This window comes from Rahnella selenatireducens (assembly GCF_046449555.1).
Classification (GTDB): Bacteria; Pseudomonadota; Gammaproteobacteria; order Enterobacterales; family Enterobacteriaceae; genus Rahnella; species Rahnella selenatireducens.
Map to the genome: position 1 here is coordinate 18,495 of NZ_JBKEZJ010000027.1, position 13,608 is coordinate 32,102.

The 13,608-nt window shown below is 51.0% G+C and carries 13 protein-coding genes and 1 other annotated feature; of the genes, 6 read left to right on the forward strand and 7 right to left on the reverse strand.

Annotated elements, in window-relative coordinates; all coding sequences use genetic code 11:
- Positions 1–132: 132 nt before the first annotated feature.
- From ACLBVC_RS23715 to ACLBVC_RS23725, 3 genes are all read right to left on the reverse strand, one after another.
- Positions 133–2,016: a replication endonuclease gene (locus ACLBVC_RS23715; protein ID WP_410151668.1), complete on the reverse strand. Its 1,884-nt coding sequence runs from the start codon at positions 2,014–2,016 to the stop codon at positions 133–135.
- A 107-nt stretch (positions 2,017–2,123) separates the two neighbouring features.
- Complete coding sequence (locus tag ACLBVC_RS23720) at positions 2,124–2,345, reverse strand: TraR/DksA C4-type zinc finger protein (RefSeq protein WP_410151669.1); 222 nt, start codon at positions 2,343–2,345, stop codon at positions 2,124–2,126.
- The gene (locus ACLBVC_RS23725; protein ID WP_410151670.1) at positions 2,345–2,620 is read right to left on the reverse strand and encodes a hypothetical protein; all 276 of its coding nucleotides are present in this window, start codon (positions 2,618–2,620) and stop codon (positions 2,345–2,347) included. The genes ACLBVC_RS23720 and ACLBVC_RS23725 overlap by 1 nt, the downstream gene beginning before the upstream one ends.
- Positions 2,621–2,819: 199 nt before the next feature.
- On the opposite strand from ACLBVC_RS23725, the gene ACLBVC_RS23730 reads away from it, so the two are divergent.
- The 3 genes from ACLBVC_RS23730 to tyrA all read left to right on the forward strand — a co-directional run bounded on the left by ACLBVC_RS23730 (position 2,820) and on the right by tyrA (position 5,912).
- Positions 2,820–3,410 carry a phage repressor protein CI gene (locus ACLBVC_RS23730; protein ID WP_410151671.1) on the forward strand — a complete coding sequence of 197 codons (591 nt, stop codon included), beginning with the start codon at positions 2,820–2,822 and terminating at the stop codon, positions 3,408–3,410.
- Between the two features lie 297 nt (positions 3,411–3,707).
- Positions 3,708–4,784, forward strand: a complete 1,077-nt coding sequence (locus ACLBVC_RS23735) for a 3-deoxy-7-phosphoheptulonate synthase (RefSeq protein ID WP_410151672.1) — start codon at positions 3,708–3,710, stop codon at positions 4,782–4,784.
- A 6-nt stretch (positions 4,785–4,790) separates the two neighbouring features.
- A complete protein-coding gene (gene tyrA, locus ACLBVC_RS23740; protein WP_410151673.1) occupies positions 4,791–5,912 on the forward strand; it encodes a bifunctional chorismate mutase/prephenate dehydrogenase in 1,122 nt (373 codons plus the stop codon).
- A 72-nt stretch (positions 5,913–5,984) separates the two neighbouring features.
- Here the strand turns inward: tyrA and pheA are convergent, their stop codons facing one another.
- From pheA to bamD, 4 genes are all read right to left on the reverse strand, one after another.
- On the reverse strand, positions 5,985–7,139 hold the full coding sequence (gene pheA / locus ACLBVC_RS23745; RefSeq protein ID WP_208951528.1) for a bifunctional chorismate mutase/prephenate dehydratase: 1,155 nt from the start codon (positions 7,137–7,139) through the stop codon (positions 5,985–5,987).
- Between the two features lie 54 nt (positions 7,140–7,193).
- Positions 7,194–7,318 (reverse strand) — a sequence feature (Phe leader region).
- Complete coding sequence (locus tag ACLBVC_RS23750) at positions 7,270–7,317, reverse strand: hypothetical protein (RefSeq protein WP_369794779.1); 48 nt, start codon at positions 7,315–7,317, stop codon at positions 7,270–7,272. (Overlaps the previous feature by 48 nt.)
- 135 nt (positions 7,319–7,453) lie before the next feature.
- Positions 7,454–7,798, reverse strand: coding sequence for a ribosome-associated translation inhibitor RaiA (raiA, locus tag ACLBVC_RS23755; protein ID WP_152323971.1), 345 nt, complete (start codon positions 7,796–7,798; stop codon positions 7,454–7,456).
- Positions 7,799–8,109: 311 nt separating this feature from the next.
- Positions 8,110–8,844 carry an outer membrane protein assembly factor BamD gene (gene bamD / locus ACLBVC_RS23760; RefSeq protein WP_410151674.1) on the reverse strand — a complete coding sequence of 245 codons (735 nt, stop codon included), beginning with the start codon at positions 8,842–8,844 and terminating at the stop codon, positions 8,110–8,112.
- A 130-nt stretch (positions 8,845–8,974) separates the two neighbouring features.
- On the opposite strand from bamD, the gene rluD reads away from it, so the two are divergent.
- The 3 genes from rluD (at position 8,975) to clpB (ending at position 13,393) form a co-directional block, all read left to right on the forward strand.
- Positions 8,975–9,952: a 23S rRNA pseudouridine(1911/1915/1917) synthase RluD gene (gene rluD / locus ACLBVC_RS23765; RefSeq protein WP_410151675.1), complete on the forward strand. Its 978-nt coding sequence runs from the start codon at positions 8,975–8,977 to the stop codon at positions 9,950–9,952.
- The gene (gene yfiH, locus ACLBVC_RS23770; RefSeq protein ID WP_410151676.1) at positions 9,952–10,689 is read left to right on the forward strand and encodes a purine nucleoside phosphorylase YfiH; all 738 of its coding nucleotides are present in this window, start codon (positions 9,952–9,954) and stop codon (positions 10,687–10,689) included. Before rluD ends, yfiH begins: the two co-directional genes overlap by 1 nt.
- Before the next feature lie 130 nt (positions 10,690–10,819).
- Positions 10,820–13,393 carry an ATP-dependent chaperone ClpB gene (gene clpB, locus ACLBVC_RS23775; RefSeq protein WP_410151677.1) on the forward strand — a complete coding sequence of 858 codons (2,574 nt, stop codon included), beginning with the start codon at positions 10,820–10,822 and terminating at the stop codon, positions 13,391–13,393.
- Positions 13,394–13,608: the final 215 nt, after the last annotated feature.

Genomic DNA, 13,608 nt, shown 5'->3' on the forward strand with positions numbered 1-13,608 from the left:
CAGATACTGTGTTTATATACAGTATTCTTTAATTGATCTAATACGTCAACACTCAGAGCATTTTAAAAAATATAATTCATTGAATTAATGCGGAAATTTTTATTGGCGTGGTTTTTGTATGGATTTCAGCGATCACGACAGGGATTCCGATCCACAGTTATTGACAGAACTCCAAGGTGAGCGGAAGACCGGGATTTCTGCGCTAGATTGACGTTGACGAACAATGCGCCATTGCTCGGTATGTGTGAGAAATATTTCCGACTCGCCGATATGCGGCGCATAAATGCCGATGACTTTTTGTCGCGGTTCATCGTAAGCGTTGAGCTGTTCACTGATTTTGCGGGCAACGCGTACGGTCTGATCTTTTCGCCGGACATGGATGCCGCCCTGCGCCTGAATATAACGGGAAAAACTTCCCTGATCTGCCGAGCTGCGAACTTCTTCAACGCGTTGGTCAAACCTGCTGGCGAGGCTCTGATTTCGTATGCGACGGCATTCGCGCCACGCACCGACAGAAGGGATGCCAATGGCGTGAAACTGCGGGATCCGCCAGGTCGATGCCCAGGCGGTGACGGCGGTGGCGACATCGGTCAGCAACCGGCCAGAATCATGATCGGTTTCGCCTTCGAGCGCGTAGCCATCGATATTTTTAGCGACATATTTGGCGATGTACCCGGCAGCGCCTCCGCGGTTGAGCGGTTTGCAGTGAAAGCGGGATTCCGCTGCACCGGGTTCGTCGGGATCGTCTTCAAGCGCGTAACGGCGCATCACGTCGACCACTTTTTGCTGCTGTTCAGGCGGCGTGAACAACATCATATGCCAGTGCGGCGTACCGTCGTGATGGGGCTCAACGACGCGAACGCCGTAAACTTTCAGGCCTTTATCTTTAAACGTGGTGCGGATTTTTGCCCAGACGGCGACCAGGTATCTCTGCGCATTTTTAGGTGTAAAAGCGTACTGATTCCATTTGGGATTGAACGTCGGGGGTGAATGCGGCCCGTAAGTTTTCATCGGATGGTATTTTGACGGCGTCGTCAGCGTGATAAACAATCCCCGATCCTGTTGCTGATCGGCGACATCTTCCACGCCGGCAATCAGCGTCATCAATTCCATGCGCCGCAGTTTAGGGTTCGAAACGCTGGCTAAAACGGTTTCCAGCAGGCTCAGTCTGTCACCGGATTCGACGTTTTCCAGCTCACACTGCTTCAGGTAATTGAGCGTGGAGAGGCGGCGGGAAACCACGTCACGGATGGCATTTTTGCTGGCATAAGGCGAAGTAGACCGGTTTACATAACCGCAGGCGATCATCAGCGCCTCGCGCCACAGACGTTGCTGCGAACGCAGTTGCCTTTCCCACCATTCACCGCTGACCAGCCGGGAAATGCTGGCGACCGCCGCCTGCGCGGTCATCCGGCCTTTTTGCCATGCATTCCAGTACAGTGGCTGAATGCGAACGGAACGCGCCATCGCCGCCAGATGCCCGAAAATCTCACGCTGCGTGCAGTCTTGCAGTAAAACGTCCGGTTCAGGCACCTGTTCCAGCCAGCGTTCGCAATGATGTTCGTAAGCATCCTGCATATGAATGGCCAGAATGTTTGCCAGCCGTTTCAGCGCGTCATTATTAAGATCGGGCAGGCGGTTGAAGGTTTCCTCTTCTGCCAGCAGTTTTTCCGAATACTGGCGGTAAAGCCTGTGGCGCGCGCTGACCCGCTGGATGCGTGGCCATAATCGTTGTACAAACACGGTCATCAGGAAATGAAATGCCGGACGCACGCCCTTTGTCTCCAGTAAAAACTGATACCGCTGATGCAGGGGGGCGCGCAGGCAGCGTGGAAGGGCGGCAATCTCAGAAAGTGCTGCCTGCTGGCGCTGACAAAAATCACGGCTCAGCGGTTTTTCCAACGGGCTGCTTATTGCCGGGGGCGGCGCATTCCACCACCAAGGACCAGCTTCATTTTTTCCGGTCAGGGGAGCGAATGCAGAAGATGTTGTTATCTCCGGTAGATTAATTTTCATAAACTATTTCCCCCAAACGGTTTTGCAGAAAAAAGGCAGCAACACGCCTTCCCGGAAAAGGAATATTTCCAGAATGAATTTATTAAAAACTGAAAAATAAAAGTTACTTATACGGGGCGGTAATTCATTTTCCTGAGCTCATTAATCTCCTGACACCCAATACAACGCTGAACGCCCGGAATAATCTTTCTGCGCTTTTCCGGAATGACACACTCGCAATCCTCACAGAAGTATGCAGACGGGGTGCGCGTCGTGCGGGTTGCACGGGCGATTTGTTCCTGTAAAACAGTTAACTGATATTCCTGGGATTCATCCATCCAGTCAGCCATCAGCAAAATTCTCCTGTATATCGCGCGGTAAAATGGCGCAGGGATAATATGGCCTGAGCAATTTTTAATTGCTCCTCGGGTTTTAATTCTGAATACGTTAATAAGGTATGACGGCGCTTAAGTCCGGCATGGAAACATAATGTGGTTTTCAATTTGTCCGAAGTCTGATCAAAAATTGTTTCCAGTTTATTTTTACTGTCAGAAAAATAGGTTTCCTTTAAATGCGCGATCTGGCGCAAGCCCGTCAGCCGCTGCTGCTCTGTGCCTAAAAACATAACTCCTCCTCATGGCCCCATTCCGTGGGCAGGAGATCCTCCTCAGTTTGCCGCCTGTTGCTTCAGGAACGCATTGCGGATTCTCCACTGCGCCGTAAATTTGGTATCATGGCTTTCTATTGGTACATTACATAATCAATCTAAGCTTGCATTTGCAAGTTGTCAATATGATATTTACAGGTCCAGGGGTTTTCGCCAGATGCAATTAGATGAACTCGAAGGTGGAAAAGCCGTTCTGACGCGTATGCTTCAGGCTTACGGCTTTAGCATGCAGAAAGAACTTGGTGATCTGTATGGGTTATCCTCTGGAACGATAAGTACCTGGGTAAGAAGAGATTATTTCCCAGGTGATGTGGTTGTCGCCTGTGCGCTGGATACCGGTGTTTCACTGCGCTGGCTTGCAACGGGCAAAGGGAATATGCAGGATGTGCCGTCCGCAGGATCATCCGCTTCTGCAAGTGTGCTTCAGCTTAAAAAGTTGAGATTACGAGGTGGCGCGTTAGAAGAGGAAGGCCTGTGGGTAGCTGATCCTTCTCTACTGGACGGTTCTCTTGCTGAACCGGCTTACATCGTTAAAGGCAATCACTCTTGGATCATCGATTTAGGCAGCACGATTCCGGGCAACGGGCGCTGGCTTTTGAATATCGATGGTGATGTGGATGTCTATGACGTGGCGCGTATCCCTGGAAATCGCATCAAAGTGACGCGGCAGGATAGCCATTTCGAATGCGGCGTCGAAGAAGTCACGGCGTTAGGGCAGGTCTTTATTACCCTGGATCGCAATCTGTAATTCTTCACCCTCAGCAATCCGTCCGGCTGCTGAGGGGAATCCCTCAAAGTTATCCTCTCCTTCTTGACTCTTGAAATCTGACCTTCCCTTATCCCTTCGGACTGTGTGTAATTTCCACGGTACAGAATTCTCAGCACTGAAAGAATTAATGGAAACTTAACTTTCCATTTTTGATTTAATGGCCGGTAATGGTAACTTTAAGTTTACAACTAAGGCTTGATAAGTTTACGTGCTGTGTTAATGTTGTCCGCAGATGCCTCAATGGCCACCCATTTTCCTGACAAGCGGAACACCATCATGCAAAAAGACGCCCTGAATAATGTTCACATCACTGCCGAACAAATCCTGATCACACCTGAAGAACTGAAAAATCGCTTTCCTCTGAGCGTCAGCGACGAAAACAGCATTTCCGAAGCACGTAAAACCATCGCTGATATTGTGCACGGTCGTGATCCTCGTCTGCTGGTGGTCTGTGGTCCTTGCTCAATTCATGACGTTGATGCGGCACTGGATTATGCTCGCCATCTCAAAACGCTGGCAGCGGAACTGAGCGATCGTCTGTACATCGTGATGCGCGTTTACTTCGAAAAGCCACGTACAACGGTGGGCTGGAAAGGTTTGATCAACGATCCGCACATGGATGGCACGTTTGATGTTGAAGGCGGTTTGCACATTGCACGTGACTTGCTGTTGCAACTGGTCGGCATGGGATTACCGCTGGCGACCGAAGCGCTGGATCCCAACAGCCCGCAATACTTAGGCGATCTGTTCAGCTGGTCTGCAATTGGTGCGCGTACGACGGAATCGCAGACTCACCGTGAAATGGCGTCAGGTTTGTCCATGCCGGTGGGTTTCAAAAACGGTACTGACGGCAGTCTGGGCACGGCAATCAATGCCATGCGTGCGGCGGAAATGGCACACCGTTTTGTCGGCATCAATCAGGCCGGGCAGGTTTGTCTGTTGCAGACCCAGGGTAACCCGGACGGCCACGTGATTTTACGCGGCGGCAAAACACCAAATTACAGCGTGCAGGACGTTCAGGCGTGTGAAAAACAGATGAGCGACGCGGGACTCCATCCTTCCTTGATGATAGATTGCAGTCACGGTAACTCAAACAAAGACTATCGTCGCCAGCCCGTTGTGGCTCAGTCCGTGATTGATCAGATTAAGGCCGGCAACCGCTCAATTACGGGCCTGATGCTGGAAAGCCATCTGAACGAAGGTAGCCAGTCTTCTGAACAACCGCGTTCAGAAATGAAATACGGTGTGTCGGTAACCGATGCCTGTATCAATTGGGAAACCACGGAAAACCTGTTACGGACCATGCATCAGGAACTGGGTGACGCACTGGCGGCACGAATCGCAGGAGAGTAAGTTTTTATGGTGGCAGAACTTAACGCGTTGCGCGATCAGATCGACGACGTCGATAAAGCGTTGTTAGATCTCTTATCACGGCGTCTGGCGCTGGTGGCAGAAGTCGGGGAAGTCAAAAGCCGTTATGGTTTGCCGATTTATGTGCCTGAACGGGAAGCCGCAATGCTGGCCTCCCGCCGTCAGGAAGCGCAGAACCTCGGGGTTCCGCCGGATCTGATTGAAGATGTATTGCGCCGCGTAATGCGTGAGTCCTACTCAAGCGAAAATGATAAAGGCTTCAAAACCTTGCATCCGGCGCTGCGTCCGGTAGTGATTATCGGCGGAAACGGGCAGATGGGGCGTTTGTTTACCCGTCTGCTGGAGTTGTCCGGTTATCAGGTCAAGGTTCTGGAGCAGGAAGACTGGCCACAGGCGGAAACGTTACTGGCGGATGCAGGAATGGTGATCGTCAGCGTGCCGATTCATCTGACCGAAGAGGTGATTGCCCGTCTGCCAAAACTGTCTGATGACTGTATTTTGGTGGATCTGGCGTCGGTGAAAAACCGCCCGCTTCAGGCGATGCTGGCAGTACACGAAGGCCCGGTGCTTGGTCTGCATCCGATGTTTGGTCCGGATGTCAGCAGTCTGGCAAAACAGGTTGTGGTGTATTGCGATGGCCGCGAACCGCAGGCGTACCAGTGGTTACTGGAGCAGTTGCAGGTGTGGGGCGCGCGGTTGCATAAAATCAGTGCGGTTGAACACGATCAGAACATGGCCTTTATTCAGGCGCTGCGCCACTTCGCGACATTCGCGTACGGCTTACATCTGTCTGAAGAGAATGTTCAGATTGAGCAATTGCTGGCGCTGTCTTCGCCGATTTATCGCCTCGAACTTGCGATGGTCGGGCGACTGTTTGCGCAGGATCCTCAGCTTTATGCAGACATCATTATGTCCTCCGAAAGCAATCTGGCACTGATCAAGCGTTACTATCAGCGTTTTGGTGATGCGCTGGCGCTGCTGGAAAGCGGTGATAAAGACGCGTTTATCAGTAAATTCAGAAAGGTTGAGCACTGGTTCGGCGATTATGCGCCACGCTTCCTGAAGGAAAGCGGTGCGTTATTGCGACAGGCGAACGACAACCGTAAGTAACGGCTGGTTCAGTTAAAAAGTAGGGCGCCGCATCATGATGCAGCGCCCTTTTATTTTGTCTGGAAAAGGCTGTTATAAATCGACAGACACGACGTTTTCGCTGGGATAACAACCTAGCACTTTCAGGGAACGCGTGATTGGCGCCAGATCCTTGAGCGCTTTTTTCATCTCTTCCGAACGCAGGTTGGCCTGCACGTCGATATAAAACATCTCTTCCCACGGATTGCCGTTAATCGGGCGAGATTCCAGTTTCGTCATGATGATGCCCTGATCGCGCAGCACCAGCAGCGCATTCACCAGCGCGCCGGCCTGCTGACCGGTCGCCATGATCAGCGTGGTTTTGGCAGGAACCTGATCCGTCACTTCAATTGCTTTACGCGCCAGAATAATGAAACGGGTGATGTTTTCCTTCTGGTTTGCCAGATTGTGTTCAAGCACTTGCAGTTTATACAGCGCGCCACCGGCTTCGCTGCCGAGTGCGGCAATGTGCGGGGAGTTTGCGGCGGCCACTTTTTCCATGGCAGCGGCGGTGCTTTCGCAGTATTCAATTTTCCAGTGCGGGAAGCGGTTGATGAACTGGCTGCATTGCTGGAACGGCTGCGGGTGGCTGTAAACCGTCTGGATCTGCGAAAGGTCCGTATCGGTCGCGACCAGAACGCAGTGATCGATAGGGTTGGTCAGTTCGCCGACAATCGACAGGCTGGTGTGTTGCAGCAAATCGTAAACGTCATTGATTGAGCCGGAACTGGTGTTTTCGATAGGCAACACTGCGTAATCTGCCTGACCGGTTTCCACCTGCGAGAAGATATCTTGGAATTTCTGGCAGCCACATTCGATGAACTGGTCGAAATGGCGGGCAGCAAACTGACGAGCGGCGAGGTGAGAATAGGAGCCTTTCGGGCCAAGAAACGCGATACGTGCGGAGTCGGAACTGGTTTTGTTCAGATGCTGCTGAAGAAGTGCCTGCTGTGTCAGAACGGAATCTTCGATAATAAGCTGATAAACGCGAGTGATGTAATGTCCGTCCAGCCCTTGTTTTTTTCCTTCCTGAATCAGTGCATTAATCAGTTCTATCTCGCGCTCTTTATCGCGAATAGGGCGGTGAGAGTGCATTTTGGATTGCGCGACTTCAATCGCCATCGAACGTCGTTCTGCCAGCAGGGCCAGCAGTTTCAGATCTAATGCACTGATGCGCTCGCGCAGTGCCAGTAATGAATTCTCAGTCATGTTATTACCCTTTTTGATGTTCTTTCTTTCAGCAAAATTGTGTGAAACGCAGGTATAAAAAAAGCCCCCTTTTCAGGAGGCTTTGTTGTTCGTCTTCGCATTCATTCTTTCGCGACGAAACGCCTCCCATTCAGGGGAAGGTAAAAAAGAATGCGAAGAAAAACAGACGGGTATTCATGTAGGTGTTGTTTCCATAGAGTTGAACTGAGTCTTAAAGTAACCGCTGGGTTTTCCCTGTGTCAATAAGGATTTCTTTCAGGTACAAAAAACGCGCTCCTGAGAGCGCGTTGTGAACTGCCTTTCGGATAACCCGGCTATTCCTCTTCTTCCTGCACCGGTTCCAGATTGAGTTCTTTGACGCCGGATTCTGCACGGCGGGCTTCACCCTTATGCTGCGCTTTGTTGAGCTGACGCTCAAGTTTTGTGGTCATGTCGTTAAGGGCAGCATACATATCATCATGCGTGGCACTGGCAACCAGTGTGCCATTTGGTGTGCTGATGGTCGCATCGGCGACAAATCCCTGAGGTCCTTTCGACAGGATTACGTGCGGGTTAATGAGCTGAGTTTGCCATTTATCCAGTTTTTTCAGACGTCCTTCGATGTGTTCACGAATCGCGGGAGTGATGTCCATTTGTTTACTGGTAATGTTAACTGTCATATGACTTACCTCTCTTTTTCCGTCTCCGATGAATCCAACATACCAGCCTTTTTTGTGAAATGCGTGCCCAAATCCACGGTTTTTTGTCACTTTTTGTCAACTATGAAGATTTTGTGACCCCGGGTAATTTATGGCGGGAAAGGTCTTGAGACTTGCTGCCGGAGCAGGCATGATTGATGGGATCAGTTCGCTATTGTTTCGGTTTTTCCTGTATTTCGCCGCGCGTTTTTTATCCTTTCTGTTTCCACTCCCCAAAAAGAGCCAAAAAAAAACGGCAGCCTCAGCTACCGTTTGTGTACGGACATGTAAAATTACGCTGCGCTATTGGCGGCAATAATTTTCGCGACTTTGTCAGCCTGGTTGTTCAGCTGCAGTTCGCGGTAGGCACTTTCCATCAACGGCAGCGCGTCGCGCGTTGCTTTCGTATCCGGATAATCTTTCAGCATTTGCTCTACACGGTTAACGACAGCGACGTAAGCGCCACGTTTAGTGTAGTATTGCACCACTGACAGCTCGTATTTCGCTAAACGATCTTTCAGGAATACCAAACGTTTCGTCGCATCAGTTGCGTACTGGCTGTTTGGATATGAGTGGATCAGCTGGCTGAAATCACGGAATGCTGCACGTGCATGCTGTGGATCGCGGTCTGAACGATCAACACCGAAAAATCCTTGCAGTGCACTGTCATCCAACGCCATATCCGTCAAACCACGCATGTACATGACGTAGTCGATATTGGGATGGGTTGGGTTCAGGCGCATAAAGCGATCAATAGAAGCCTGAGCCATTGGCAAGTCAGCAGACTTGTAATAGGCATAAATCAGATCTAACTGAACTTGCTGCGAGTAAGGCCCAAACGGATAGCGGTTATCCAGCGCTTCTAATTGCGCAATCGCGCCTTTAAAGTTACCGTCCTGCAGCTTTTGCTGGGCAGTCGCATAAAGGACGTTAGGCGGATTATCGGGAACCGTTTCTTTGGAACTGGAGCAACCGACCAGCGCCAGGCTCAACGTGGCTGCTGCCACCAGATATTTCACACGCGTCATGACGTTTTGATTATCCTCAGGTGTTATTCTGGGAGACTGTCCGTTAAGCTCCCGACAAAGACCAGCTACAATAGCACATTATTTTAAACGGCATCGCCGTGAAAACCCAACGTTAACCAAGAAGCTGCATATGGCACAACAAGTACAACTCACCGCAACGGTGGCCGAATCTCAACTCGGTCAACGGTTAGATCAGGCTTTGGCCGAATTGTTCCCTGATTATTCAAGATCTCGCATAAAAGATTGGATCCTTGAAGACAGGGTCACGGTCAATGGCAAAAAAGTGACCAAACCAAAAGAAAAAGTGTTGGGTGGCGAGGCTATCGCAATCGATGCGCAAATTGAAGAAGAAGCGCGTTGGCTGCCACAAAATATCGCTTTAGATATCGTGTATGAAGATACTGATATTTTAGTCATCAATAAACCCCGCGATTTGGTTGTTCATCCGGGTGCAGGGAATCCGGATGGAACAGTGCTAAATGCATTGCTTCATTATTACCCTGCAATCATCGACGTTCCGCGCTGTGGCATCGTTCACCGTCTCGATAAAGATACCACCGGTCTGATGGTGGTCGCGAAGTCGGTTCCGGCACAAACGCATCTGGTGACGGCACTTCAGGCTCGCGAAATCACCCGCGAGTATGAAGCCGTCGCGATTGGTACAATGACGGCAGGCGGCACAGTGAATGAGCCGATTGCGCGCCATTCCACCAAGCGTACGCATATGGCAGTCCATCCGACAGGCAAACCGGCCACTACGCACTATCGCATCATGGAGCATTTCCGTGCTCATACGCGTCTGCGTCTGCGTCTGGAGTCCGGACGTACACACCAGATCCGCGTACATATGGCTCACATCAACCATCCTTTGTTAGGCGATCAGCTCTATGGTGGTCGTCCGCGCCTGCCAAAAGGTGCCTCCGAGTCGTTCATTAGTATGCTGCGCGGATTCGATCGTCAGGCTCTTCACGCGACTATGCTGCGTCTTTATCATCCGGTCACCGGTATCCAGATGGAATGGCATGCGCCGCTTCCTCAGGATATGGTCGATCTGATTAATGCGCTGAAAGCCGATACTGAAGAGTTCAAGGATCAGATGAACTGGTAATGAGTACGTTTATCCAGCCTCAATGGCCGCAACCGGCATCGGTGCGGTCATGTTCAACAACCCGTCAGGGAGGCATCAGTTTGCCTCCTTACGGCTCGCTCAATCTCGGCGGACATGTCGGAGATAATCCTGAACATGTTGCGGCGAATCGTCAGCGTCTGGTTGAACTCGGTGGATTGCCGTCTGCGCCACATTGGCTGGAGCAGGTTCATGGCACCGATGTTGTTAACCTGACGCATCAAACGCCTTCGCTTCCTGCTTTAGTTGCCGATGCGGCTTATACCTGTGAGCAGGGTGTAGTGTGCGCCGCAATGACCGCTGACTGCCTGCCGGTTCTTTTCTGTAATGAGGCCGGTGGTGAAGTAGCCGCTGCGCATGCGGGCTGGCGTGGATTGTGTGCCGGTGTGCTGGAAAATACGGTATCCCGTTTTGCATCATCTCCTGACAAGATAATGGCGTGGCTCGGGCCGGCTATCGGGCCGTCGCAGTTTGAAGTTGGGGGCGAAGTCCGTGAAGCATTTATGGCTTTTGACTCCGTATCATCGGCTGCATTTGTACCTGCGGGTGAGAAATTTATGGCGGATATTTACCTGCTTGCCCGGCTACGGCTACAGGCGGCAGGCGTCACGGCTATTTATGGTGGCGAGTATTGTACCCTGTCTGACTGTACCCAATTTTACTCTTACCGGCGTGACGGAATGACCGGGCGACTGGCAAGTTTAATTTGGCTGATATAACCTGTCGAATCAAGACGATCCATCGCGCATAGCAGCTGTCCTCCGAATATACTGCCAAGATAACCTTGAAAACGTGAGGGTTGACCTCATCTAATCTCCAGTAGCAATTCTGTTCAGTATTGGAGGTATTATGCGTCTGGATCGTCTTACCAGCAAATTCCAGCTTGCCCTCGCGGATGCTCAGTCTCTCGCGCTCGGGCGTGACAATCAATTTATCGAACCCGTCCATCTCATGAGTGCTTTGCTCACTCAGGAAGGCGGAACCGTGCGTCCTTTATTAACAGCAGCCGGGGTTGATACCCAGAAACTGCGCACGGATGTTGATCAGGCTTTGGGGCGTCTGCCGCAAGTTGAAGGTACCGGTGGTGATGTTCAACCATCCCATGAACTGGTACGTGTTTTAAATCTTTGTGACAAATTGGCGCAACAACGCGCTGATACCTTTATTTCCTCAGAACTCTTCGTTCTGGCCGTCATGAAAGACCGTGGCTCTTTGACTGATATGTTGAAAGCCTGCGGCGCATCGGCCGAGAAGATTACTGCGGCTATCGATCAAATGCGTGGAGGTGAGAAAGTGGATGATCAGAATGCCGAAGACCAACGTCAGGCATTGAAGAAATTCACTATCGATCTGACCGAGCGTGCCGAACAGGGCAAACTGGACCCGGTCATCGGTCGTGATGAAGAAATTCGCCGGACTATTCAGGTATTGCAACGTCGTACCAAAAATAACCCGGTGCTGATTGGTGAGCCTGGTGTCGGTAAAACCGCTATTGCGGAAGGCCTGGCACAGCGCATCATTAATGGTGAAGTCCCGGAAGGGTTGAAAAACAAACGCGTGTTGTCCCTGGATATGGGCGCGTTAGTCGCCGGGGCGAAATATCGCGGTGAATTTGAAGAACGTCTGAAAGGCCTGTTGAGCGATCTGGCAAAACAGGAAGGGAACGTCATTCTGTTCATCGACGAATTGCACACAATGGTCGGTGCAGGTAAAGCGGACGGCGCGATGGATGCCGGTAATATGCTGAAACCGGCGCTTGCGCGTGGTGAACTTCATTGCGTGGGCGCAACGACGTTAAATGAGTATCGCCAGTTCATTGAAAAGGATGCGGCGTTAGAGCGTCGTTTCCAGAAAGTGTTTGTGGCCGAACCTTCAGTCGAAGATACCATTGCAATTTTGCGTGGGCTGAAAGAACGCTACGAGCTGCATCACCATGTGCAAATTACCGATCCGGCGATCGTTGCGGCGGCAACCTTGTCACACCGCTACATCTCGGATCGTCAGTTGCCGGATAAAGCAATTGACCTGATAGATGAAGCGGCGTCCAGCATTCGTATGCAGATGGACTCTAAACCTGAGTCTCTGGATCGTCTCGACCGCCGTATCATCCAGCTTAAACTGGAACAGCAGGCGCTGAAGAAAGAGTCTGACGATGCCAGTGTTAAACGCCTTGAAATGCTGGAAACCGAATTGAGCCAGAAAGAGCGCGAATATTCTGAGCTTGAAGAAGAATGGAAAGCTGAAAAAGCGTCACTGACCGGTACGCAGAATATTAAAGCCGAACTTGAGCAGGCCAAGATTACGCTTGAGCAGGCTCGACGTGTAGGTGACCTGGGCCGGATGTCAGAATTGCAGTACGGGAAAATTCCTGAACTGGAAAAACAGCTGGCTGCGGCGACCCAGGCCGAAGGTAAAACCATGAAGCTGCTGCGCAACCGCGTAACAGATGTGGAAATCGCCGACGTACTGGCGCGCTGGACCGGGATTCCGGTAGCACGCATGCTGGAAAGTGAACGTGAAAAACTGCTGCGGATGGAAGAAGAGCTGCATAACCGGGTGATCGGTCAGAACGAAGCAGTGGAAGCGGTATCGAATGCTATCCGTCGTAGCCGTGCCGGGTTGTCAGATCCCAACCGTCCGATCGGGTCATTCCTGTTCCTCGGGCCGACCGGTGTTGGTAAAACGGAACTGTGTAAGGCGCTGGCGACATTCCTGTTTAACAGTGATGACGCGATGGTCCGTATCGATATGTCAGAGTTTATGGAGAAGCACTCGGTTTCACGTCTGGTTGGTGCGCCTCCGGGCTATGTCGGTTATGAAGAAGGTGGCTACCTGACGGAAGCTGTTCGTCGCCGTCCTTATTCCGTCATCTTATTAGATGAAGTGGAAAAGGCGCACCCTGATGTCTTCAACATCTTATTGCAGGTGTTGGACGATGGTCGTCTGACCGACGGGCAGGGCAGAACGGTCGACTTCCGTAATACGGTAGTTATCATGACTTCTAACCTGGGCTCCGACATTATCCAGCAGCATTTTGGCGAAGCCAGCTATGCGCAGATGAAAGAATCCGTCATGGAAGTGGTGACACACAGCTTCCGTCCGGAATTCATCAACCGTATAGATGAAGTTGTTGTGTTCCATCCACTGGGTCATGCGCATATCAAGAATATCGCTAAGATTCAGCTGGAGCGTTTGTATAAACGTCTGGAAGAACACGGCTATTCAGCAACGCTGACCGATGCCGCGCTTGAACTGCTTGGCAATACTGGGTTTGACCCTGTTTATGGTGCGCGTCCATTGAAACGTGCCATCCAGCAGGAGATTGAAAACCCGCTGGCACAGCAAATTTTGTCAGGTAAGCTGATTCCAGGTAAGCCAATTACTGTTGATGTGGAAAATGATCACATTGTCGCAAGACAGTAATCAGTAGGTAAAAAGCCAAAAACGGGCTCCAAAGCGATTTGGAGCCCGTTTTTTATTCACTCATTGAGCGTAATTGACACATTCGATGTTTTTCTGAACGGTTGATAAAATAATTGAAATTAGGGGTTGCGGCCTGCTGAGAACTCCCTATAATGCCGCTCCATCGACAGGGAGCAACGTGAACAACATCACGGAGTGACCGGGTCGGAAAGATT

What these genes read in the sequence shown, in the direction of transcription:
- ACLBVC_RS23715 (WP_410151668.1), bottom strand. Translation starts at nt 2,016, where the DNA reads ATGAAAATTAATCTACCGGAGATAACAACATCTTCTGCATTCGCTCCC.
- ACLBVC_RS23720 (WP_410151669.1), bottom strand. Translation starts at nt 2,345, where the DNA reads ATGGCTGACTGGATGGATGAATCCCAGGAATATCAGTTAACTGTTTTA.
- ACLBVC_RS23725 (WP_410151670.1), bottom strand. Translation starts at nt 2,620, where the DNA reads ATGTTTTTAGGCACAGAGCAGCAGCGGCTGACGGGCTTGCGCCAGATC.
- ACLBVC_RS23730 (WP_410151671.1), top strand. Translation starts at nt 2,820, where the DNA reads ATGCAATTAGATGAACTCGAAGGTGGAAAAGCCGTTCTGACGCGTATG.
- ACLBVC_RS23735 (WP_410151672.1), top strand. Translation starts at nt 3,708, where the DNA reads ATGCAAAAAGACGCCCTGAATAATGTTCACATCACTGCCGAACAAATC.
- tyrA (WP_410151673.1), top strand. Translation starts at nt 4,791, where the DNA reads ATGGTGGCAGAACTTAACGCGTTGCGCGATCAGATCGACGACGTCGAT.
- pheA (WP_208951528.1), bottom strand. Translation starts at nt 7,139, where the DNA reads ATGACTGAGAATTCATTACTGGCACTGCGCGAGCGCATCAGTGCATTA.
- raiA (WP_152323971.1), bottom strand. Translation starts at nt 7,798, where the DNA reads ATGACAGTTAACATTACCAGTAAACAAATGGACATCACTCCCGCGATT.
- bamD (WP_410151674.1), bottom strand. Translation starts at nt 8,844, where the DNA reads ATGACGCGTGTGAAATATCTGGTGGCAGCAGCCACGTTGAGCCTGGCG.
- rluD (WP_410151675.1), top strand. Translation starts at nt 8,975, where the DNA reads ATGGCACAACAAGTACAACTCACCGCAACGGTGGCCGAATCTCAACTC.
- yfiH (WP_410151676.1), top strand. Translation starts at nt 9,952, where the DNA reads ATGAGTACGTTTATCCAGCCTCAATGGCCGCAACCGGCATCGGTGCGG.
- clpB (WP_410151677.1), top strand. Translation starts at nt 10,820, where the DNA reads ATGCGTCTGGATCGTCTTACCAGCAAATTCCAGCTTGCCCTCGCGGAT.